This window comes from Tenacibaculum aiptasiae (assembly GCF_965221665.1).
Taxonomy (GTDB): domain Bacteria; phylum Bacteroidota; class Bacteroidia; order Flavobacteriales; family Flavobacteriaceae; genus Polaribacter; species Polaribacter aiptasiae.
Genome location: NZ_CBDCSN010000002.1, coordinates 302,046 through 326,458, shown reverse-complemented (window position 1 = coordinate 326,458; position 24,413 = coordinate 302,046). Strand labels below are relative to the sequence as shown.

18 protein-coding genes are annotated in these 24,413 nt (G+C 30.7%); 9 read left to right on the top strand and 9 right to left on the bottom strand.

Features of this window, described 5'->3' with window-relative positions; all coding sequences use genetic code 11:
* Positions 1–354: 354 nt before the first annotated feature.
* Positions 355–1,938 (bottom strand): phage tail sheath family protein, encoded by a 1,584-nt coding sequence (locus ACOQN8_RS01765; RefSeq protein WP_420551366.1) that lies wholly within the window; start codon positions 1,936–1,938, stop codon positions 355–357.
* 366 nt (positions 1,939–2,304) lie between these two features.
* Between ACOQN8_RS01765 and ACOQN8_RS01760 the strand changes: the two genes are divergently transcribed.
* From ACOQN8_RS01760 to ACOQN8_RS01735, 6 genes are all read left to right on the top strand, one after another.
* Complete coding sequence (locus tag ACOQN8_RS01760; RefSeq protein ID WP_420551365.1) at positions 2,305–10,431, top strand: FG-GAP-like repeat-containing protein; 8,127 nt, start codon at positions 2,305–2,307, stop codon at positions 10,429–10,431.
* 10 nt (positions 10,432–10,441) lie between these two features.
* Positions 10,442–11,392: a PorP/SprF family type IX secretion system membrane protein gene (locus ACOQN8_RS01755; protein WP_420551364.1), complete on the top strand. Its 951-nt coding sequence runs from the start codon at positions 10,442–10,444 to the stop codon at positions 11,390–11,392.
* Positions 11,393–11,856: 464 nt separating this feature from the next.
* Entirely contained in the window at positions 11,857–12,534 is a 678-nt protein-coding gene (locus tag ACOQN8_RS01750; protein ID WP_420551363.1) for a hypothetical protein, read from the top strand.
* Positions 12,535–12,789: 255 nt separating this feature from the next.
* On the top strand, positions 12,790–14,337 hold the full coding sequence (locus ACOQN8_RS01745; protein ID WP_420551362.1) for a hypothetical protein: 1,548 nt from the start codon (positions 12,790–12,792) through the stop codon (positions 14,335–14,337).
* A gap of 255 nt (positions 14,338–14,592) precedes the next feature.
* Positions 14,593–15,009 (top strand): hypothetical protein, encoded by a 417-nt coding sequence (locus ACOQN8_RS01740; protein WP_272149968.1) that lies wholly within the window; start codon positions 14,593–14,595, stop codon positions 15,007–15,009.
* 146 nt (positions 15,010–15,155) lie between these two features.
* Positions 15,156–15,689 (top strand): hypothetical protein, encoded by a 534-nt coding sequence (locus ACOQN8_RS01735; protein WP_420551361.1) that lies wholly within the window; start codon positions 15,156–15,158, stop codon positions 15,687–15,689.
* 40 nt (positions 15,690–15,729) lie between these two features.
* Here the strand turns inward: ACOQN8_RS01735 and ACOQN8_RS01730 are convergent, their stop codons facing one another.
* Positions 15,730–15,945, bottom strand: coding sequence for a hypothetical protein (locus ACOQN8_RS01730; protein WP_420551360.1), 216 nt, complete (start codon positions 15,943–15,945; stop codon positions 15,730–15,732).
* 731 nt (positions 15,946–16,676) lie between these two features.
* Between ACOQN8_RS01730 and ACOQN8_RS01725 the strand changes: the two genes are divergently transcribed.
* Positions 16,677–17,933, top strand: coding sequence for a hypothetical protein (locus ACOQN8_RS01725; protein ID WP_420551359.1), 1,257 nt, complete (start codon positions 16,677–16,679; stop codon positions 17,931–17,933).
* Between the two features lie 132 nt (positions 17,934–18,065).
* On the opposite strand, the gene ACOQN8_RS01720 is transcribed toward ACOQN8_RS01725, so the two are convergent.
* From ACOQN8_RS01720 to ACOQN8_RS01710, 3 genes are all read right to left on the bottom strand, one after another.
* Positions 18,066–18,224, bottom strand: coding sequence for a hypothetical protein (locus ACOQN8_RS01720; protein ID WP_272149964.1), 159 nt, complete (start codon positions 18,222–18,224; stop codon positions 18,066–18,068).
* A gap of 1,025 nt (positions 18,225–19,249) precedes the next feature.
* A complete protein-coding gene (locus tag ACOQN8_RS01715) occupies positions 19,250–19,465 on the bottom strand; it encodes a hypothetical protein (protein ID WP_420551358.1) in 216 nt (71 codons plus the stop codon).
* Positions 19,466–19,506: 41 nt separating this feature from the next.
* Entirely contained in the window at positions 19,507–19,890 is a 384-nt protein-coding gene (locus ACOQN8_RS01710) for a hypothetical protein (protein ID WP_420551357.1), read from the bottom strand.
* Positions 19,891–20,099: 209 nt separating this feature from the next.
* On the opposite strand from ACOQN8_RS01710, the gene ACOQN8_RS01705 reads away from it, so the two are divergent.
* Entirely contained in the window at positions 20,100–20,486 is a 387-nt protein-coding gene (locus ACOQN8_RS01705) for a hypothetical protein (RefSeq protein ID WP_420551356.1), read from the top strand.
* Positions 20,487–20,598: 112 nt separating this feature from the next.
* Here ACOQN8_RS01705 and ACOQN8_RS01700 read toward each other — a convergent pair whose 3' ends face one another.
* The 3 genes from ACOQN8_RS01700 to ACOQN8_RS01690 form a co-directional block, all read right to left on the bottom strand.
* A complete protein-coding gene (locus ACOQN8_RS01700) occupies positions 20,599–20,730 on the bottom strand; it encodes a hypothetical protein (protein WP_420551355.1) in 132 nt (43 codons plus the stop codon).
* A 166-nt stretch (positions 20,731–20,896) separates the two neighbouring features.
* A complete protein-coding gene (locus tag ACOQN8_RS01695) occupies positions 20,897–21,124 on the bottom strand; it encodes a hypothetical protein (RefSeq protein ID WP_420551354.1) in 228 nt (75 codons plus the stop codon).
* A gap of 117 nt (positions 21,125–21,241) precedes the next feature.
* Positions 21,242–21,406: a hypothetical protein gene (locus ACOQN8_RS01690; protein WP_175578726.1), complete on the bottom strand. Its 165-nt coding sequence runs from the start codon at positions 21,404–21,406 to the stop codon at positions 21,242–21,244.
* Between the two features lie 525 nt (positions 21,407–21,931).
* Here ACOQN8_RS01690 and ACOQN8_RS01685 point away from each other — a divergent pair.
* Positions 21,932–23,479, top strand: a complete 1,548-nt coding sequence (locus tag ACOQN8_RS01685; RefSeq protein ID WP_420551353.1) for a hypothetical protein — start codon at positions 21,932–21,934, stop codon at positions 23,477–23,479.
* Between the two features lie 64 nt (positions 23,480–23,543).
* Here ACOQN8_RS01685 and ACOQN8_RS01680 read toward each other — a convergent pair whose 3' ends face one another.
* Positions 23,544–24,200, bottom strand: a complete 657-nt coding sequence (locus tag ACOQN8_RS01680) for a DUF3256 family protein (protein WP_420551352.1) — start codon at positions 24,198–24,200, stop codon at positions 23,544–23,546.
* Between the last annotated feature and the right edge of the window lie 213 nt (positions 24,201–24,413).

The following is a 24,413-nucleotide window of genomic DNA, read 5'->3' as shown; positions in this document are numbered from 1 at the left end:
TAATTATACATAAAGTATTTCGGGCAGTATAATTTTAAATCATATAACATGATAGTAGCATTAGATTAAAAAAGATAGCTAATAATAAACTCCTTTATTTACCTCGTGGCTTCATTGCTACAAAAAAAGGCTGCTAACCCCGTTTTATAGCAGCCTTTTTACTTATTTTTTGTAAGCTTTATATTTTAATGATTCCTATTTATTTTATAGAGAAATTTTGTTTCTATGAAAATAACACTTTGCTTATAAGGGAAATTAAATTTTGCATATAACTAAAATGTTACTTGGTCATTTAATTAAAATAATGGTTTGCTTTTAATAAAAATAAATTTTTGTTTTAATGATAGTTCTATATTAATTAGAACTAGCCATTTTTTGTTGGAATGTAAATACAATAAATTCAGCAGGTCTTATTGGGGCAACGGTTATCGATACCTTCATAATTCCATTAAGAATATCTTCAGCAGTCATAGTGCTGCCTAAGCCACATTCAACAGAAAAAGCTTCTTCAGGAGTAGAGCCTTGTAATCCACCTTGTTTCCAAATTCCATATAAAAAACTACTAATCATAGCTTTTACAGATTCCCAAGTACCATAATCGTTAGGCTCAAAAACATAAGCCATAGCAGCTACTTTACAAGATTGTTCTAGAAATATAACGGTTCTTCTTACCGAAAGATATCTCCAGTCTGGGCTATTTCCATCTAATGTTTTAGCTCCCCAAACCAAGATTCCAGCCCTGTTAAAAAAGCGAATTGCATTGATAGATTTTCCAGAAACAATATCAACATTTAAAACTTCTTGTTGAGCATTGGTTAAATTGATAGGTAAGTTAATAACATCGTTCATGGCAACATTTGCGGGAGCTTTCCATGGACCTAGTTGATTGTCGGTTCTGGTAATTACTCCTGCCATTCCTCCACTTGGAGGTAATAAGTTCGCATCAGACAATATATATGTCATAATAGTGCTATAAATAGGACTTGCGGCTATTAATAAACTGTTGTATTGATGTGCTGTTAAAGCATGCTCACTTGAAGTACTTTGAATAGTATTAATGATAGCATTAACAGATTCATTTGGATTACTTTCAGGGCTTAAAATCTCTTGTAATTTGTTCAAATCTCCACCAAATAAATTCGTGTAATTAATGTCGTTGGTTTTCTGAACAGTTGTTTCTACAAAAGGATAGTAAGCAGCTCCATAATCTAGACCTGTGCTTCCAGTTGCATTTCTAAAGGCAGTGATGTCTTCGATATAAGTATTCGGATGAGGTGTTTTACCTCCAATAATATCAAAAATACAAATGGCAGTTTGCTTTTTTGAGGCTTGCGATAACATTTCTTGCATTAAAGTAGCATTGTTTTCTACAGAAAGCAATGTTGCTTCAGGGCAAATGTACATGGTTGGTTCTTGCTCTTTTTTTAATAAGGCCAATCCTTTAGTTAAATCATCAATTTGAACATTGGGATTTACAATTTGGTTCCCAATTTGAGCAGCCTTTCCAGAGGTTGCTCCATAAGAACCAACAGATACGATATAAGCATTGCTACCGCCGTTATCAAAAAACAACTTAATACTATTATATAAGTAATAAATGGTGTTTGGGTCAGGCACAATAGCGTAATAATCGTTAGCAATCATTATATGATTACTGGAACTTGGTTGATTTTCTTGCTTTACTAAATAATATTGTGGATTGTATTGCTTAGCAGGATTCACCGAAGACGGTGGTGTTGGTAAACAAAAAATCGCTTGAAATTCAGCAAATGATGAAATTTTTGTCGGGACGTTGGTGTACGATTTCCCTTGATACATAGCTTGTGGAGTATATCCAATAAATGCTGGTACAGATGTAGCAACGGGCACTACAGAGCTAGGAATAGTATTTATTTCATTAATGTATACTCCTGGCGTTTTGATGGTTGATAGATTCATGAGGGACAATTGTTAATGTTGGTTAAAAGTGTTTTTCTATATTTTCATACGTAAAAATTTGTATTGATTGTTTAGTGTCTGAATCTAAAATAAAAAAACAAGAAGCACACATGAAAAACCTTTCAAAAAAAAGGGGGAAAATCCTGTTTTTAATAAAATAAGAAAGATTTATCGTGGTTTTCGATTAGAAAGTTGAAGTTTTTTTTAGTCTGATTCCTAGTTAGATATACTAATTTGTATGGAGTTGTAGTGAAATTAAAAAGAATAAGTTTTATTTCATGAAAACTTCTTTCCACAAAATAGGGTGTTTAGTTTTTTACTTGTACAATGTTTATAACCTATATAATATAAACACCTCTTAATACAATGAAAAAACCATTACTACCCCTACTATTATTAATTAGTTTTTATACCTATTCTCAAACTTTTACCGAACTCAATACTGCAAATTTAACTGGGCTTCGACTTAGCTCAGCTGTTTGGGGAGATTATGATAATGATGGCGATTTGGATATATTGATAACCGGTGGAGAATCAAGTGTATCCAACAATACATTTTCTAAAATATACACCAATACCAACGGAGTTTTTACTGAGCTTACCTCTACCAATTTACCAGGTGCAGGTTCAGCAGCTTGGGGAGATTATGATAATGATGGCGATTTAGATATTTTATTAGCAGGTGGGTTATTTGCGATAACAAAAATCTATACAAATACTAATGGTACTTTTACGGAACATACCGCAGCCAATTTACCTGTAATTGGTAGAGGTTCAGTTGTTTGGGGAGATTATGATAACGATGGGGATTTAGATATTTTAATGACAGGAGGAATCTCAAAAATATACACGAATAATGATGGCGTATTTACGGAATTAACTACAGCAAATTTATTAGATCTTGATGACAGCTTTGCTGCCTGGGGAGATTATGATAATGATGGGGATTTGGATGTATTATTGACTGGTTATGATGGAAGTATCGATCATTCTATAATTTATACCAATAACAATGGCGTTTTTACAGAATTGGCTACGGCAAATTTAACAGCAGTATCCTATAGTTCTGCAGCCTGGGGCGATTATGACAATGATGGAGATTTGGATATTTTGTTAACAGGGCTTAACGGAAGTACTACTGTTTCTAAAATATATACGAATACAGCAGGTATTTTTACCGAACTTACTACTGCTAATTTACCTCGAATACAACATGGTTCTGTAGCTTGGGGAGATTATGATAATGATGGAGATTTAGATGTATTACTTTTTGGAGTAAGTGGTAGTACTCCTATTACTAAAGTTTATAACAATACTAATGGAGTTTTTACAGAATTAGCTACTTCAAATATGCAAGGAGGACAATATGGTTCTGTAGCTTGGGGTGATTACGATAATGATGGAGATTTAGATATTTTAGTGACAGGATCTCATACTGCAGATACAGTAACCTTTTCAAAAATATATACTAATAATACCGTTACAGCAAATACACCACCAACAGCACCAACCAATCCAACTGCTGTCGTAAACGGTAATGAAGTAACTCTAAACTGGACTGCCAGTACAGATGCAGAAACACCAAGCAGTGGATTAAGTTATAACGTATATATAAAAGAGAATCCAGTAGGAACTCCAGAATATATAACAACTCCTATGGCACAAGAAAATGATGGATGGCGTAAACTACCAGCTATGGGTAATGTAGGACAAGGTACCAGTTATACTTATATTTTCTCAGAAGAGTGTACCAAAAATTACGTCTTTAAGGTGCAAGCCATTGATCATAGCTTTACTGGATCTCCTTTTTCTACAGAGGGTAATTTTCGTATTGAGGATACTATAAAACCCATCGTAGAGACTCAAAATATCACAGTATCATTAGATGCTACAGGATATGCAAATGTAACAGCAGCACAGGTAGATAATGGTTCGTCCGATAACTGTGGTATTCAGTCTATGTTATTAAGTCCCAATATATTTGATATTACTACTTTAGGAGAAAATACCGTAACACTTACAGTAACCGATATCAACGGAAACTCTAATGCTAAAACAGCTAAGGTAACCGTACAACAGGTATTTACCGAATATACAACAGCAAATATAATTGATGTTTATCAAAGTGATTTAGCTTGGGGAGATTATGATAACGATGGCGATTTAGATTTATTAATAACTGGTAAAAAATCTATTGGTGTAGCTTTAGACCCAGTTTCAAAAATCTATACAAATAGTGGAGGTACTTTTACAGAATTGACTTCTGCTAATTTAGAAGGAGTACAATATGGGGCTTCAGCATGGGGAGATTATGATAATGATGGAGATTTAGATATACTCTTAACTGGTTTTGGTGTGGGGAATACCTATATAACAAAAATCTATACGAATAATGGAGGTGTTTTTACTGAACTAGCCACAGCTAATCTACAGGGAATTGTTGGAGATGTCGCTTGGGGAGATTATGATAATGATGGCGATTTAGATATATTGTTAGCTGGTGGTATTGGACGTTCGTCAATATCAAAAATATACACAAATGATGCAGGAACTTTTACAGAATTGACTACAGCCAATTTAATTGGGGTAAATAGTGGTGCTGTTGCCTGGGGAGATTATGATAATGATGGTGATTTAGATGTATTACTTACGGGTTATACGGGGAGCTTGGATATCTCTAAAATATATACTAACAATAATGGTACGTTTACAGAACTTGTTTCAGCCAATTTAATAGGGATATCTTACAGCTCTGTATCTTGGGGCGATTATGATAACGATGGAGATTTAGATATATTAATGTCTGGGTTTACAGGAAGTGCCGATGTTACAAAAATATACACAAATAATGGTGGTAGTTTTACAGAGCTTCCAACTCCACATGTGAGAGGTCAACAAGAAGGCTCAGTGACTTGGGGCGATTATGATAACGACGGAGATTTAGATATATTACTAACAGGAAGTATAAATACTAAAATATATAATAATAACGCAGGTGTTTTTACTCAAGTAGCTGCTGCAGATAATCTAACTCAAATAGCAGTGAGTGATGGTGTTTGGGGAGATTATGATAATGATGGCGATTTAGATATAGTATTTTCAGGTGTTACCGCTACTTCTTTCATTTCAAAAATATATACGAATAATACGATTACTTCTAATACACCACCTACTGCACCAACAAATCCTACTGCCGTAGTAAATGGTAATGAAGTTACTATAAATTGGACAGCTAGTACAGATGCACAAACTCCAAGTAACGGATTAAGTTATAATGTATATATAAAGGAGAATCCAATAGGGGCTCCAGTCTATACCAAAACTCCTATGGCACAAGAAAATGATGGTTGGCGTAAATTGCTGGCTGTCGGTAATACAGGACAAGGTACTAGTTATACTTATAAATTTCCTGCAGCTTGTACTAAAAATTACACTTTTAAAATTCAAGCAATAGATCATAATTTTGCAGGGTCAGGATTTTCTGCTGAAGGAAGTTTTAGCACTGTAGATAACACTAACCCAACAGTAGTAACACAAAATATCACGGTTCAATTAGACGCAACAGGAAATGTAAGTATAACACCAGCTCAAATTGATAATGGTTCAACAGACAACTGTGGCATCCAATCGATGAGTTTAGATATAACTTCATTTGATTGCACAAACATTGGAGCCAATATAGTAACCTTAACAGTAACAGATGTTAATGGGAACACTAACACAAATACAGCTACGGTAACCGTAGAAGATAAGATAAGCCCAACAGTTGTAACACAAGATATCACGGTTCAATTAGATGCTACAGGAAATGTTTCAATTACACCAGCACAAATCAATAATGGATCAACAGATAATTGTGGCATCCAATCAATGAGTTTAGATACAACTTCATTTGATTGTAGGAATGTAGGGGCAAACACGGTAACGTTAACAGTAACCGATGTTAATGGAAACACTAACACAAATACAGCCACCGTAACCGTTGAAGATAAAATCAATCCAACAGTGGTTACACAAGATATCACAGTTCAATTAGATGCTACAGGAAATATAAGTATCACACCAGCACAAATTGACAATGGATCAACGGATAATTGTGGCATCCAATCAATGAGTTTAGATACAACTTCATTTGATTGTACAAACATTGGAGCAAATACAGTAACGTTAACAGTAACCGATGTTAACGGAAATGTAGCTACAAAAACAGCCACCGTAACCGTAGAAGATAAAATCAATCCAACAGTGGTTACACAAGATATCACGGTTCAATTAGATGCTACAGGAAATGTAAGTATTACACCAGCACAAATAAATAATGGTTCAACCGATAACTGTGGCATTCAATCAGTAAGTTTAGATACAACTTCATTTGATTGTACAAACATTGGAACAAATACAGTAACGTTAACAGTAACCGATGTTAACGGAAATGTAGCTACAAAAACAGCCACCGTAACCGTTGAAGATAAAATCAATCCAACAGTGGTTACACAAGATATCACAGTTCAATTAGATGCTATAGGAAATGCTACAATCACACCGGCACAAATAAATAATGGATCAACCGATAACTGCGGAATTCAATCAATGAGCTTAGATACAACTTCATTTGATTGTACAAACATTGGAGCCAATACGGTAACGTTAACAGTAACCGATGTTAACGGAAATGTAGCTACAAAAACAGCCACCGTAACCGTAGAAGACAAAATAAATCCAACAGTGGTTACACAAGATATCACCGTTCAATTAGATGCCACAGGAAATGTAAGTATTACACCAGCACAAATAAATAATGGTTCAACCGATAACTGTGGCATTCAATCAGTAAGTTTAGATACAACTTCATTTGATTGTACAAACATTGGAACAAATACAGTAACGTTAACAGTAACCGATGTTAACGGAAATGTAGCTACAAAAACAGCCACCGTAACCGTTGAAGATAAAATCAATCCAACAGTGATAACACAGAATATAACCGTTCAATTAGATGCTACAGGAAATGCAAGTATTACACCAGTACAAATCAACAATGGATCAGCCGATAACTGCGGAATTCAATCAATGAGTTTAGATACAACTTCATTTGATTGTAGTAATGTAGGAGTAAATACAGTGACCTTAACGGTAACCGATGTCAACGGAAATATAGCTACAAAAACAGCAACCGTAACCGTAGAAGATAAGGTAAACCCAACAGTAGTAATACAAGATATCACGGTTCAATTAGATGCTACAGGAAATGTAAGTATTACACCAGCACAAATCAATAATGGATCAACCGATAATTGTGGAATTCAATCAATGAGTTTAGATACAACTTCATTTGATTGTAGTAATGTAGGAGTAAATACAGTGACCTTAACGGTAACCGATGTCAACGGAAATATAGCTACAAAAACAGCAACCGTAACCGTAGAAGATAAGGTAACCCCAACAGTAGTAATACAAGATATCACGGTTCAATTAGATGCTACAGGAAATGCAAGTATTACACCAGCACAAATCAATAATGGATCAGCCGATAACTGCGGAATTCAATCAATGAGTTTAGATACAACTTCATTTGATTGTACAAGCATTGGAGCAAATACAGTAACCTTAACTGTGATGGATGTTAACGGAAATGTAAACACGAAGACTGCAACTGTAACCGTTGAAGATAAAATCAATCCAACAGTGATAACACAGAATATAACGGTTCAATTAGATGCTACAGGAAATGCAAGTATTACACCAGTACAAATCAACAATGGATCAACGGATAACTGTGGCATTCAATCAGTAAGTTTAGACACAACTTCATTTGATTGTACAAACATTGGAGCAAACACGGTAACCTTAACAGTAACTGATGTTAACGGAAATGTAAACACGAAGACTGCAACTGTAACCGTTGAAGATAAAATCAATCCAACAGTGATAACACAGAATATAACGGTTCAATTAGATGCTACAGGAAATGCAAGTATTACACCAGTACAAATCAACAATGGATCAGCCGATAACTGCGGAATTCAATCAATGAGTTTAGATACAACTTCATTTGATTGTAGTAATGTAGGAGTAAATACAGTGACCTTAACGGTAACCGATGTCAACGGAAATATAGCTACAAAAACAGCAACCGTAACCGTAGAAGATAAGGTAAACCCAACAGTAGTAATACAAGATATCACGGTTCAATTAGATGCTACAGGAAATGTAAGTATTACACCAGCACAAATCAATAATGGATCAGCCGATAACTGCGGAATTCAATCAATGAGTTTAGATACAACTTCATTTGATTGTACAAACATTGGAGCAAATACAGTGACCTTAACAGTAACCGATGTTAACGGAAATGTAGCTACAAAAACAGCAACCGTAACCGTTGAAGATAAAATCAATCCAACAGTGGTTGCACAAGATATCACCGTTCAATTAGATGCTACAGGAAATGCAAGTATTACACCAGTACAAATCAACAATGGATCAACGGATAACTGTGGCATTCAATCGATGAGTTTAGATACAACTTCATTTGATTGTACAAAGATTGGGGCAAATACAGTAACCTTAACAGTAACTGATGTTAATGGAAACTCAAATACCAATACAGCAACGGTAACCGTAGAAGATAAAGTAAATCCGATAGTTATTACTCAAAACATCACCGTTCAATTAGATGCTATAGGAAATGCAAGCATTACACCAGCACAAATCAATAATGGATCAACGGATAACTGTGGAATTCAATCAGTAAGTTTAGACACAACTTCATTTGATTGTACAAACATTGGAGCAAATACAGTAACCTTAACAGTAACAGATGTTAATGGAAACACTAACACAAATACAGCTACGGTAATTGTAGAAGACAAAGTAAATCCAACAGTGATTACTCAAGATATCACAGTTCAATTAGATGCAACAGGAAATGTAAGTATAACACCAGCTCAAATTGATAATGGTTCAACAGACAATTGTGGCATTCAATCGATGAGTTTAGATATAACTTCATTTGATTGTACAAACATTGGAGCAAATACAGTAACGTTAACAGTAACAGATGTTAATGGAAACACTAACACAAATATAGCTACGGTAACTGTAGAAGACAAAGTAAATCCAATAGTAGTTACACAAGATATCACGGTTCAATTAGATGCTACAGGAAATGCAAGTATTACACCAGCACAAATCAATAATGGATCAGCCGATAACTGTGGAATTCAATCAATGAGTTTAGATACAACTTCATTTGATTGTAGTAATGTAGGAGTAAATACAGTGACCTTAACGGTAACGGATGTTAACGGAAATGTAGCTACAAAAACAGCCACCGTAACCGTAGAAGACAAAATCAATCCAACAGTGATAATACAGAATATTACTGTTCAATTAGACGCCACAGGAAATGCAAGCATTACACCAGCACAAATAAATAATGGATCAACCGATAACTGTGGCATTCAATCGATGAGTTTAGATATAACTTCATTTGATTGTACAAACATTGGAGCAAATACAGTAACGTTAACAGTAACAGATGTTAATGGAAACTCAGATACAAAAACTGCAACGATAACGGTAGAAGACAAAGTAAACCCAACGGTGGTAGCACAAGATATCACTGTTCAATTAGATGCCACAGGAAGTGTAAGTATTGCACCAGCACTAATCAATAATGGATCAGCCGATAATTGTGGAATTCAATCGATGAGTTTAGATACAACATCATTTGATTGTAGCAATGTAGGAGCTAATATAGTAACCTTAACAGTAACCGATGTTAACGGAAATGTAAACACGAAGACTGCAACTGTAACCGTTGAAGATGTAACAGAGCCGATAGCAATAACAAAAGATATTGTTGTCGAGTTAGATGAAAATGGAAATGCAACAATTACCCCAGAAGAAATTAATGATGGTTCTTTTGATGAATGTGGAATTGCTAGTTTGCAATTAAACAAAACAGTATTCGAATGTCCAACTTTAACTGCTCATGAGGTAATATTAACCGTCACAGATTCTAATGGATTAACAAGTACAGCTACTGCAGAAATAATTTTTACTTCAAATGATATAGATAATGACTTGATAGCAGATATATGTGATGAAGATATGGATGGAGATGGTGTTTTAAATAATGTAGATAATTGCCCTACTACTTATAACCCAGAACAAAAAGATTTAGATAAAGATGGAGTGGGAGATGTATGTGATTCATCAGATCTAAACATACCTAAAGGGTTTTCACCAAATGGAGATAATGTAAATGATATATTCATTATAGAAGGGTTGCATAAATATCCAAACAACAGATTACAAATATTAAACCGTAGAGGAGTTAGTGTATTCAATACCAGAAATTATCAAAATGATTGGACTGGAGTGGTAGAGAATAAATCAAAGAAACTTCCAACAGGACCTTATTTCTACATTTTAGAAATTAATGAAGGAATGAAAGTGGTAAAAGGATGGGTTTACATTAATTATTAAATAAAGGAAAATGAAATTTAGAATAGTATTAAGTATTTTAATAGTTATGATAACAATAGAAGGATATTCACAGTATGAACCTTTCTATTCACAATATAATAATAACTTCAATTTAATAAATCCGGCATATTCAGGTATGCATGACTTCTTTACTTTGACAGCAAATGTTAGAAGTCAATGGGTTAACGAACCAGGGAGCCCCAAAACAGGTTCATTAACCTTACATGGAGGACTAGGGAATAATTTAGGAATTGGATTTTCAGCAGTTTATGATAAAGTTTATGTTTTAAATGAGAGTCATTTATATGGAGATATTTCTTATGCTATTAGATTGAATGACGAATCAACCTTGTCTTTCGGATTAAAAACAGGAGGAAGTTTTATCAATGTAGATTTACAAAGTTTAGGCATTACGAATGACGCATTGTTTAGTAGTAATATTAACGAGTTTAAATTTAATATGGGGGCAGGGGTTTTCTTTTATACCGATAAATTTTATGCAAGTTTTTCTACTTTAAACTTATTGGGAAATAGGTATTATACTAGAGAAGGAAGTACGGTAAATTCAGCCAATGAAAGTCCTATATTTTATGCCTCTTTAGGTTATAAATTTCAAGCAGGTGATCAAATTGAGTTAAAACCATCGTTTTTGATCCGTTATGCAAATGGAGAGCCTATGTCTACAGATTTATCATTAGGAGCATTATATAATAAGCAAATTGAATTAGGTATTTCATATAGATTAAATAACTCGATAGCTGGGTTATTACAAATGCGTATAAACGATAATACCAAAATTGGATATACTTATGAGAGTTATTTAACCAATACAAGCCAATACCTTAGCGGGTCACATGAAATTAGTTTGACTTTCGATTTAGGTAAAGGAAGGTACGGTTATCGATATAGAAATAATAGAAACAAACAAGAACCACCTTTTTATTGGGGTGAAAGATTATAGAAAAGAGGTTTTCTATAGGTTATCCTTTTGTAAGGGAGAACCCTGTGCTTGAAAAAGTACAGGGTTTCTTATTAAGTAGAAAAGTATGTTAAATATTCAGGGAGTTATAAAGTTTCTTTTTTATAGTAATTTATTTACTTAACTCAATAAAAGAGCATTTTTTATTGATGTAATTCTTATTTCACATATCTCAAACAAATTATTCACAACATAAAATTATTTACTCATATCATTTTTTGCATTTCCTTTTTAATTATTTCCCAACTTTGAGTAGCTGAACGTTTCTATACTAAATGTTTACATGCTAGAAATCTAGTAGGCAGTATGAATGCCTTTTTAAACTAAGGCGTCAAAATAGATTAAAAGAAAATATTCGATTGAGTAGCTGCTATCATTCTTTTTAATCCAAAAGGCGAAATCTGAAAAGCCTATTAAAATAGAGTAAGAAAACTAAATATTTAATCATGGATTTACAATTAAAAGAATTAACAACGTTATACAAAGAATTCAATGCAGATAGTAAATGGCTTCAAACAACAAGTATTACACAAGTAAAAACAAGCGGTAGAAGCATGCTTCATTTTGAAGCAGTATTACCTTTAGACGGTTCTAACAAAGGATATTTTGTTAGAATTAAAGATGAAGATGGTAAAGTAGTAAAAAACACTTATAAAGAACATACTGCTACTTCAAATCCAGTAAAAGGATCAATTGAATCAAACGATTTAGATTTTAGAACTCAAATTTATACCTTAGAATTTGGTCCTCACTTTGCAAATACTAATGTTAATTCAGTAGGAGCAACTGCAACAATCATTCAAGGAAGAGCAAGAAAGTTTGAATCATCAGCTGTTTTTTATGATATGAATCTTCCAAAATCAGTTTCTTTTGAATACAATGTTCCACCATCTATTTTTGATAATAATACTAGTGTTAAAATTTACTTGGTAAAAGGAAAGGACATTAAAGAGGAGAAATATGCAATAGAAGGTAAAAAGTTTAATGTTTCAAAATCATCATATACAGGAAATGGAGAGCTTCAATTTAATGATGCTTTAGAGCATGGAGAAGTTTATACATTATGTATGGGAATCTATAGTACTGTAAGACAAATAGCAGGAAATACTTTTATTTGGGAATAGGTAACATATTATTTATTCAACCCAAAATGATATTAAATGTCATGTGTTTGTATAAACCATGGCATTTTTTATAAAATATTGTGTGTTGACTATCAGTAAGATAATTGGTAGAGCTCTTATGCCAAGTTTTTCATCTCTTATTACAATTTTATAAAGTCTTAAAGCAATTTTTTAATTCTGTAGCACTGATTATTTGAAATTTGATAAAGAATTTATTAACCAGCTGCCATAGCAGTCTAAATTTCTTTATTAATTATGTCAACTTTAACTATCCCAACAGCACCAGTAACCAGTAAATCAGCAGAAAGTACAGCCGAACTTCACAATAATTTATTGAAGATCGCAAAGAGCGATGCTCCTTATGAAAATCCAATAGGAGAAGCAGAAGGATTAATTTCTTTTAATGGATATTATGCTCTTAACAATACAGGAGCCTTCCTTACTGTAGATACAAACTTATTGGTAAAAAATGGAGAGGTAACACCTCATGTATCATTAATTTATTCAGCAGATGGAACATCTTCAGAAGTTTACCATCTTACAGGACCAAATAGAGATTTTGAATCTGTAAATTGGAACGAAAATATATTAATAGCTAAAGCTACTAACAACAGTAATGTTCCTAGTTTTACACTTGATTTTACACGAGAAGATAATAGTCAAGAAATTACAGCTTCTTTAAAAGGAAAGATTACGAATGAACAAAGTAAAACGCCTATAAATATTCAGGGAGCAACTTATAATAATCCTATCCCTATGGCAATGTATGCAGGAACTTATTATGAAGATAAGGGGAAAGGAGATAAAATATTAAAGATAGGAACAGATAATACCTTGCAATACAACTATACCAATATTGGAGGAGATGGAGGTCATCTACAAGAGGTGGATGTATTTATTTATAATTTAAATATGTATGTTTTTTCTTTTAGCACATTAGATGGTCTTTTTAACTATAGTATTATTATGGGAACTTCAGCAAATGGAGGTAAGGTATGTAATGATCTTTTTTCTTTAAAAAATACAAAGCTATCTATTCCAAGGTCATTACAAATGGTAAAAACTGTTGAAAAAATGCCTGTAAGCGGAACAAATATAGCAAGTGAAGAATTAGCAAAGTTCTCAGGATTCTATGAACTTTCTTCAGGAGAAAGTGCTTTTCTTTCTATAGAAGGAGAATATAAAACCCAATCGGATGGTTCAAAAGAGTATACGGTTACACTTGGAATTTCAGAGGTAGGTAGCAATTCAACACTTTATACTTTTGATGATACCATGACATTTGAAAAAAGTGGAGAAAGTTGGGTGTTAACTATTCCAAGTAGTAAATCTAATGAAGATGCTTTAAAAGTAACGTTTACTCGTAAATATGAAAAAGCATATCCAAATTCAGGAAGCTATTATGGTTCAGTAATAAGTATTTCAGGTAGTTATAACGGAACTAGTTTTACAGGAAATACATTATTGAATGTGGTTCCATTAATGGGGTTTGCAGGAGCACCATTAAAATTAAATCAAACATCAAATGAAACAATTGTGATTAAAAGCAGCTCAGAAGTAGAATATAATGGGGTTTCATATAAGAATTTAACCGTAGTACCCTTAATGTATATAGTTGGATTTATCGATAATTCAGGAAATGAGGTAGTACTTTCTTTAGGAACTGATGGAGGTAAAGGAAATACATGTATAACTACAGTGTCTAAGATAAAAGAAGTGAATGGAAAATCACAAGCTACACCTATAAGTGTAGAGGTTTATACGGCTATTCCAGATGGAGATTCAGGTGCACCAAAGCACTAGAAAAATATATAGTTTAAATTAAAACCCTATGCATAAAGTGTATAGGGTTTTCTTTTAGCTTGAAAGGTTATAAAAAATAAATAGAAAAATGTTCGTTTTTAGATTTTTGTTAGTTCTTAGAGAATAATGAATTAATAAAGTTAAAAAACTGTTTAATAATAAGTTAATTAGATAATAAGCTGATAAAAAAAACGTTTGTAAAAATAAAAAGCACCTCCTCTCTCAAAAAATTGTAACCATTAAAATTAATATATTATGGAATTGAATTTAGCATTGCTAAGTACAAAAGTTGCATGTGATGAGGCAATTAAAATTACGCAAACAGAAAAAACGCTGTTAGAAAGAAGACTTAGAAATTTGGGAGAGTCTTTAGAAGACAAGACGGAGAAAACTGCTTCAGTAGCAGAGGGAATTATTAGTGTAAAAGCCATTATAGCTGGTTTTGAATCGGCTTTAAAGGTAATTACCGATGAGAAAGAAAAACGAAACTTGGAACTGAAAATAGAAAGAGAAGAAACCAAGTTAAAATCGTTAGAAAACAGGAATGCAAATTATAGTGCAATTAATGTATTGGAAGATCAAATAGATCATCAACAATTAGAAGCACAAGTAGCAGTATTAACAGAAGCTATTTTGCAAATAGAAAATTACAAAGCTACCATAACAGTGTAGTTTAAAAGCAAAAGTCCAATTATTTTAATTGGGCTTTTTTTTATGGGATATTAGTACAAATACTTTTAAAGAATAAAAATTATTGTACTAAAATTTTTCAAAAAATAAGTACAAACAAAAAGAAAGGAAAAGAAAAATTGTACAAAATGATAGGAAAGATAAAAAAGCATTTTAATATTCATACCCATGTAGTAAGTGCATATATAGGGAGTTCTATAAGTTTTGTAAATTCAGTATTGGTTGGTCGTAGAGCCTTGAATTTATCACAGCTTAACAAATTAATGGTTTTGTATAAAGCATTAGCATTGTCGGTTCCTATAGCAGAATTATCTGAAGTCTCGGAATTTATAAAGAAAGAGAAGGAGGAGAGTACCGTTGAGTTAAAACAACTTTTAAGGCGAATAAGAAAAACTTTAGAAAACAAGAAGAATAATTTAAAAGAATTACAAGAAAACAGAATGCATTGGTTAAGAGGCTTGCATGCTTCCAATATATTATTGAAAGAAGAAGCATTGAGTATTATCGAAAAAAAATGGATTCGTTTGCGTAAAAAAGATTTAGAACTACAATTAGCAGAGCATTCCTATTACAGAGAATTAAAAATGCAAGCAGAAATTGTTGCTTTGGAGCAACAGATAGTTAGTTTAGAAGAGAAAATCAATGTGTTGTTTTATGGATAACAAGTCTTTAAGGGGGATAAAATGTTTGTTGAGAAAAGCGCTAATACATAATCACAAAACCACAGTTATTCTTAAGATACTTGATAAACAAGTTTATTGAATTTTGACTGATTTTACTATCGGTATCTAGTTTAGTTTCAATTAGGTTGATGCCATAATAAGATGAATTAATTTGAATGTTTGAGTGATCTTGAAAATTAGCTGAAACCTCATTGAATTCTTTTAAATGAGATTTATAAAAATAAATTTTTACCATGTTAAATATTTTTAATTGGTTAGGAATTCAATTTAGATTAAATGTAAAGGGCAAAATGAAAAATAAGATAAGATTCTTAAAAGTATAGGTGAGAGACTTTAAAATTAGGATGAAAAGAAATGACAACCCCTAATTATCATTTCTTTTCAAACTGTAATTATATATAACCCCTCAATCATATATAGGACAAATTAAAGGTAATTAAGGAAACAAATGATTAACTATTCGTTAGTTGGTTGATATTGTTTAGTTCAGTAAACTTAATTTATAGATAAGAAGAAAAGCAAACCGAATTTTGCTGATAAATTATTGTGAATTGGTTAATACGCATTGGTATAAACCAAAATCTCATTTTTCATTTACTCCGCAAGGGTCGAATGGAAAACATGCTTTCCCACCATTAATAGATTGTTGTTCTTTTTTGTTTAGAGTAGTAGCTAAGTTTGAAATGTTCTTTAGTTTATTTACTTGAATTAAAATAACAGAAGTTATTTACCTATTAGAAAAAGTAATTAAATAATTCACTGATAATTTTGTAAATAAAAACACCAATTAGAATACCTATGAATAGTTTTTTATTGTCTTTGCTCTTTTCCATAAAAAAAATAGATTTTATCAAAAGTATAAAAATAAAATTACTCTAGGTTTTTAGATGCTAAAATTGAAAGGTTCTTTGATGTAATTCTGGTGAGTAAAAAGTTTATTTTTGCACTTCTAAAAAATAAATTATTATGAAAACAAAAATTAAAATAGCTGTCATTGCTATGATGGGAATCAGTTTGGGAGTTAAGGCTCAAAATGAAAGTATAAATGGAAGCTTACAAATTAAAGATAGACTAACAATTTATAATTCTGATAACGATCAAGTTTTACATTTAAGACCTAATTCAGGAAATTCAGGTTATATTTATTGGGCCGAAGGTGGAGTAGCAGAAAGAGGAATTTTAGGCTTTGAAAAAGGTAGCAAAGATTTAGTTTATGCTTCCGGAGGTTTTAATTTTGATAACTCTATTGAGCGTTTTAGAATTAAATATAACGGTCATGTTGGAATTGGAACATCAAACCCAATTAGATCTTTACACGTTTTAAGTAATCAATGGGATAATTCTTCTGGTTCTGGTGTTATTTTTGAAAATGGAAATTCTGTTGGTTCTGGAATAACATTAAAGCCAACAGCTTCTCAGGTAACAAATGGAAATCTAGGTTGGGCTATTTATGCTGGTGGTCCCAGTTCAGTTGTTAAAGATGGTAATCTTGGATTTTGGTCCCATGGTACAAATAAAGTTGTGATGTCAGTAAATAGATCGGGAGTAGTAGGTATCGGAACAACCAGTCCATCAGAGAAACTTGAGATTGTAGATAGCAATGCATCCTTGAGAATAAGAAGTACAAATTTAGCAAACAATTCAAGTCTTAAATTGGATTGGGGTATTAATCATGGATATCATATTTCATATAATCCTAATTCCGCAGTCACTTATTTTGATTCTAAGCATAATGCTATATCGAATACACCATATGGTGATGTATTATTTAGACGCAATGTAGATAATGTTATGAAGGAAACGTTTGTTATAAAAGGAAACAGTGGTAATGTTGGAATCGGAACAGTAGATCCAGGGGCATGGAAATTAGCAGTGAACGGAAATATAAGAGCAAAAGAAATAAAAGTTGAAACAGGTTGGTCTGATTTTGTTTTTTATGATAATTATAAATTACCTACTTTAGAAGAAGTAGAAACACATATAAAAGAAAAAGGACATTTAAAAGATATTCCAAGTGCAAAAGAAGTAGCTAATAATGGAATTTTTCTAGGAGAAATGGATTCTAAATTATTACAAAAAATTGAAGAATTAACATTATATACAATTGAGCAAGAGAAGAAAATAAAAGAATTGGAAAAGGAGAAATCCAAGAATGAAAAACAACAAAAAGAAATAGAAGAGTTAAAAGCTTTAGTTCAAAAATTATTAAAAAATAAAAGCTAGAGAATAAGCATAAAAATTTACCATAAAACACCTTTTTAAGGTGTTTTTTTTATGTCAAAAATTTAGAAACAAATGATTAAAGAAATTGTAGTATAAAGAATAAAAAAGCGAACCGAAGTTCGCTAATTAATTTTAGTTTCCTGGTTCTGGGATACAACGACAATTTTCATCAAAACCATAACCTTCTTGACAAGGTCTCGTGAAAATTCCACAGTGAGTATTTCCACCATTAATAGTTTGTTGTTCTTTTTTGTTTAGGGTAGTACCTAAGTTTGAAATGTTCTTTAACATAATATAGATTTTTAAGTTCCTCAAACATATAAATAAGTAAAAGAGTTTAATAGAAAAAAACCGTAATAAAAGTAAGGTTTTACCTTACTTAACTAAAATTAACAAATAGTGTAAAATTATTTTTCACAGAATAATCTTAATTAGGTTTTGTGATAAAAAAATGTAAGACAAAGTTTTATCGTTTGAAGGTACAAAGAGTATATAAAGGTGGTATAAATATTAAAAAAAGAACCTACTCAAAGATTGAGTGGGAAAATTGTTATGAAAAAGAACTTAAGACGTCTCTTAAGTGGTTGCGAAATTAATCAGAATTTAATAGATTTTTCGATTTAAAAACCGTAAAAAAATAAGTTTTTACCATAATTTTTTAAGCTTTTAGATACTACAAAAGGAAAAGTGCTTAGGAATAATTGCAGAGAGTTTTAATTTTTTACATTTGTTATATGATACATTATTTCTTATTGGGAATTGTACTTTTATGTATGTTTCTTTTATTAGTGTTACTCTTCATTCTTTGGAAGAATGATAATAGCTTTAGTTATACCGAAGCATTAATTTTTTTAAGCAATAAAATTGTAAAAGGATTTTATAAATATGTATTTCCAACCATAATGGGATATGTCTTTTATTCTTTAGCTTTATATATGTATAATCAAATAATCAACTTATGAAGTTGATTGAAAATCCAATTAAAAATATTGTTTAGCATAGTACAACACTTGTTTAGTGTTGTTTTTTTATATCAAAAATTTAGAAACAAATAATAAAATAGGTATAAATAAAAGTAACTACCCAAAATAAAGAACCAAAATAAAGATTATCAAATAATTAATAAAGCTAAATTTCTTTTTGTTTTTTAAATACCATTTTTTTTCTTTTTCACCAAAGAGAGAGAAAAGTTTACCAATAAGGAACTCAATAATTAAAACAATTATAGCAAAGAGAGAACATTCTAATATCCAAAGTAACCAACTATTCATAATCTAAATTTAATAAAAAGAAAATAAAGTAAAAGAGTATGTTTTTTAGAAAAAAGGAAAACAGTTAGGTCCAAAAGAAACTAAACATCCATAAATACAATAATCGTAAATATTATGCATATATTCTAAACCAGGAATTATTTCAACCAAAGGGATAGATATAATAGTTAACGATAAAATATAGGAAATTAATTTAGTGAATAGAGAAACCTTTTTAGTTTCTACATATTCTATATTAAGTTGATCATAGCTGTTTTTCATAAAAACAAAAATAATAAATTATTAGTTATCACTAATATACATTACTCTTGTATACGATAAATAATATAGGGGACAATAGAAATCCAAATTAGAACAAAAATCCAAACTCTTCCTTCTAAAATATTGTAATCATATAATAATTTAGACCAAGAATGTCCTACGACATAGTGACCGAATAAAAACTCAAACATTAATGTAAATAATAACCAAATAAGTCCAATACATATTGCTTGATTGACAGAAGCTGGAAAGAAAATTTTAAATAAAATCCAGTTGTATATAGCTAACAAAACAATCATGCTTACAGAAGATAACTGATGTGCCTGAAGCTTATCAACATAGTTTACTAAAAATTTCTCTCGAAAAAATCCGTTAACTATGGCAATAATAATCATAGGAAACCATGCTAGTATATACTTCAACATTTGAATTGTTTTTTAATTAAACATCTCATTCTATCACTAATAAAAATAATAAAAGAGTTATGAAGCTTTTATGATTTTTATCACTTAACAGTTATAGTAGCTTCTACGTTTGATGATTAGTTTTTATATCTATATTGTTAAAAAGATTAGATAAAGCTCTTTGATATTGAGGTGAACTGAAATTTTCTATATTTGATTTAAAATAGAAAATGAAAAAAATAAAAGTTGTACTTTCTCTCTTTACCATACTTTTTTTAATAATTTATATAGAATTTTATTACGAAATTAGAGAGTTTATGAATCCCAACTCGTTATATGTTACTACTAATAATTTAGACATAAATAAAGTAAAAATAAAATGGACTAGTGAATTGTCGCCTCCTTTGATTGTTTTCGAGAAAGGCAATCAATTAGATGTGAAGTTTAAAGAATATGGAAAGAATAAATTTTATGTTTATTATGATGACGAGCTTGTTCATGCTTTTGGACACTTTAAAAGTAACAATTGGCATGGAAATGAATACTATATAAAGTTATTTCCTGATAATGGAACTATATATGGTAATTCACAAATTATTGGACCAGATTCAAATTGAAATTTTGAATTAGAAAAATTGGTTTGAAATAGTTATTTCATTTTTTTTATACTTATCAAAAACATCTTTTAAAGTGTCTTTTTATGTCCAAAATTTAAGTAAGCAACAGTATTTAATCTTCTTTAATATATGTAATAGATAAGGCTATTACAATAGCACCACATAGATAAAGAAACGGAGCTCCATTTTTGTCAAAATCATAGTAAATAATGGCAGAAAGAAAAGAGATTGATAAAAAAATCATTAGAAAATTTCTAAAGAAGTTTTTATTCATTAAGAGTTTTTTTCTAATAAGTATTATTATAAGTATGAGAATTATTAAGGCAACTATTAAAAAAGGGATAGGGTATAAAACAGTCATGCAATTAATTTTTATCAAATATAGAAAACATAATAGAGTCAAAGAGCAGTTAAAACAACAAAAAATAGAATAATATTATTGATCCAAAAACAATAAAAAGCTTTAAGAAGTAACCAGTAATGATATTTTTCTTTTGAAATTTTAGTTGATGATAATACTTGTAGTCTTTTGTTAATCCTCCTAGAAGCATATAAAAAATAGCACCAATCATTTCATTAAAACCTAGTTCACCAGTTGTATCGTAATCGGAAATTCTTTTCTCTTTTTGGGGTTTCATAATTGCAATTTAATTATTAGTCATTATAAAAAGTAAAACGTTACAAAAGAGACTGAAAATAGTAGTAGTATAAAGAGTATAATAAAAAGAAAAGCGAACCGAAGTCCGCTATTATTTTTAAGGACATGGTCCCATGTTAACTGGATCCCAGTGTGGCGGACAAAAAAATATGTATTGTCCTTGAGGATTACAATATTTAAAACATTGTGAGGCTCCTCCATTAATTGATTGCTGATCTTGCTTACTAAGCATGTTACCAAGGTTTGAGATATTCTTTATCATAATTTGAAGTTTAGATTTTTTAAATCTAAATAATTAAAAATCAAATAGATGTATTTGTTCCGTAAAATAAGTAAGGGAAATCCTTATTTAACTAAAGTTTACACGTACTATGAATAATAAATTAAAAATTACAGTATTTTTTAGGGTAAATAAAAACTTGGTTGTTTTATACAATGAAATTAATAATTACAACAAATTACTTTATCAAGAATTAAATGTTGTCATAGAAAAGAGGTGTCTGGAGGTGATAACCTCTTTTCTTATTTTAAGAATCCAGTCACCCTTTTAAAAACTATATTTTTTAGTAGGGTAAATAAAAACTCAATCGTTTTATATGGTGAAATCAGCAATAATATAAAACAAATTACTTTTTAAGAATTTAATGTTATCAAAGAAAAGAGTTGTCTTGAGTTGATAACTTTTTTTATTTAAGAATCAGTTATAGTACATAACATTTTTCTATAAACTGTAGTTGAAAAATATTATATAAGATTTCATATTTATTATTTTATATTTAAAAAACTTATGAAAACTACCCCTTTTTTGTACAATCCCTTAAAGTTAATTTATTTAACTACATTAATTCTGTTTCTTACAGGTTGTTCAGATGATTCTTCATTGCCATCTGATCAAAATCCTCCACCTAATACAACGGTTAATCCTGATATAAATAAAGATGGAAAACTTAATATTCTAATCATTGGATCAAGTAAATCTATAAATTCCAATGTTAGTGCATTCTCTTCAGATAAAATAGGAGAGGAGTTAAAGAATATTCTAACACAAGACGCGTCTCATAACTTAGAAGTAACTATTTCTTTTGAAGATATTTATAAAAGTAAAGTAGTTACTTATGGTTTAGGTCAAAGTGTGAATACATATAATGAAAATCATTTTGCGCATTCTTTATTACAATATTACTACTGGCCAGAAAATCAGGAAAAAAGATTTAATAATTTAGCTAGTAAAGATGCTAAAAAATGGGATTATGTTGTAATTACTGCTGACCCATATATCATTGCTAAATTACCAGGATACTATTCTTTAGGTGTTCATAAAATTGCTCAAAAAGTTGCTGAAGGTGGTGCTAAACCATTACTTTTAATGCAATGGTCTAAAGATGAAACTTTAACTGCTTCAATTAATCATTTTTCAGAATATACCTATCGTACAGCTGATGGTACAGACATAGAAACTATTCCTGCTGGATTGTCTTGGGAAAATCTTCCAAGTTCAAAAAAAGACAAAGCTACAACGCATCCAACTCCAAATGGAGCTTATTTAGCTGCTGCTGCTATTTATACTCATATTTTAGATAAAAATGCTACAACTTCAAAATATGAATATGATAATAGTATTGCAGATATTGTTTTAAAAACTAAAAATGAAGAAAAAAATAAGGAGCATTATTCAGGTAATCCTACTTTTATATCTCCTTTTATGAATTGTGATATAAGTGATAATGTATTAAACTACAATCATACTGGTACTAGTTCTGAAAATGGTATTTTGAATGGATTAAAATGGATTTTTAACAAATCAAGTAGAACTCTTGTAAAGAACGGTACACCTCCTATTAATTTTAATTATGGAAGAGCTAATACAAATTTTGAACCTAACAAACGTTATAAAATAGATCCAACTAAATTCGATTTTTCTTTTGGTTTCCCAATGCAAGACAATGGGAATCATGGAAACACATCAATGCTTTATGGTTTGGATAAACGTTATAACGAAACAAATAATAGTACAGATTTAGGTACTGCATTATATATGGTTAGAAAATCTGAATTACCAAATGCACGTGCCATACCTATTCGTACTTTGTATGCACAACTTAAAGAAGCGATTCCTTCTCAATCTGCTTATAGCGATAACTGGCATATGCATGGAAACTTAGATAAAGCCACAGCAGCTTATATGTATACTATGCTAACTGGTAATTGTGTGTTGGGTAGCGAACCAACAGATAAAAACTCAAATAACTGGAAGGAGTGGATGTCTCAAAAAATAGGTCATGAAACCGCTTATAGATTAGCGTTTTTTAAAGGAATTAATTCTAATTGTAAATAATTCAAAAAAAGCCATCCTAAGAATAGGGTGGCTTTTAAATTTATGGATAAAGGTTTCCAGTTTATTATTTCCAGTAAATATTTCCTTTTAAAAAACTTCCATCATTCCATTTCAAGTTCATTCGATCACCAATACTAAAATTTCTATAAACTTTTTGAGAATCTTCATTTCCCCATTTCCCTATGATATTTTTACCATTTCTAGGTAACTCAAATAATAGAGTAGCCAAAATATCTTGCTCTTTTAATGTTTTTAGTTTCTTTTTATAATCAGCTCCAAGAAAATCATTATAAATCTCAGGGATTATAGATTTCCAGTTAATGGGATTGAATTTTACACCATCATATTCATAAAAATCAAATTGTTCTATATAGCAGACAGGACCACAGCCCTCAATATATATTGCAATTAATTTGTTGCCATTTTTTAAACTCCAATAACACATTTGAACTTGACCTTCAAATGCACCTATCATTCTTAGATATCCATTTTTTTTATCAAAAACATCAAAAGCATAGAGATTTTTAGTTTCTCTTAAATCTTTATAAGCGTCTTCTTTTGTTAAGTTATCAGATGAATATCTCAAAATTTGTTTTCTTTTTTCTTTTGATAAGCTCATCATGGAACTATCTGGTACGGTTACAAAAAAATCAGCTATTGTTTGTGAAAAACTAGGAAGGTTACTTAGAACAATTATTAGGGTAATTAATTTACGTTTCATTTCTCCAATCTTTTTTATAGCAAATATAATGTCTTGAGGTTATTTTTTATGTTTTTCTGAATAGGTATAAAAAACATAAAGTATGATAAAAGTTCTAATCTATAGCTTAGCGTACTATGCTATTCTATTTTTTTGTGTGTCAAATTGAGGTAATCCGTATTAAAAAGAATCAAATTTTCTTACATTTATATCATTGAAAAAGTGTGAGAGAAA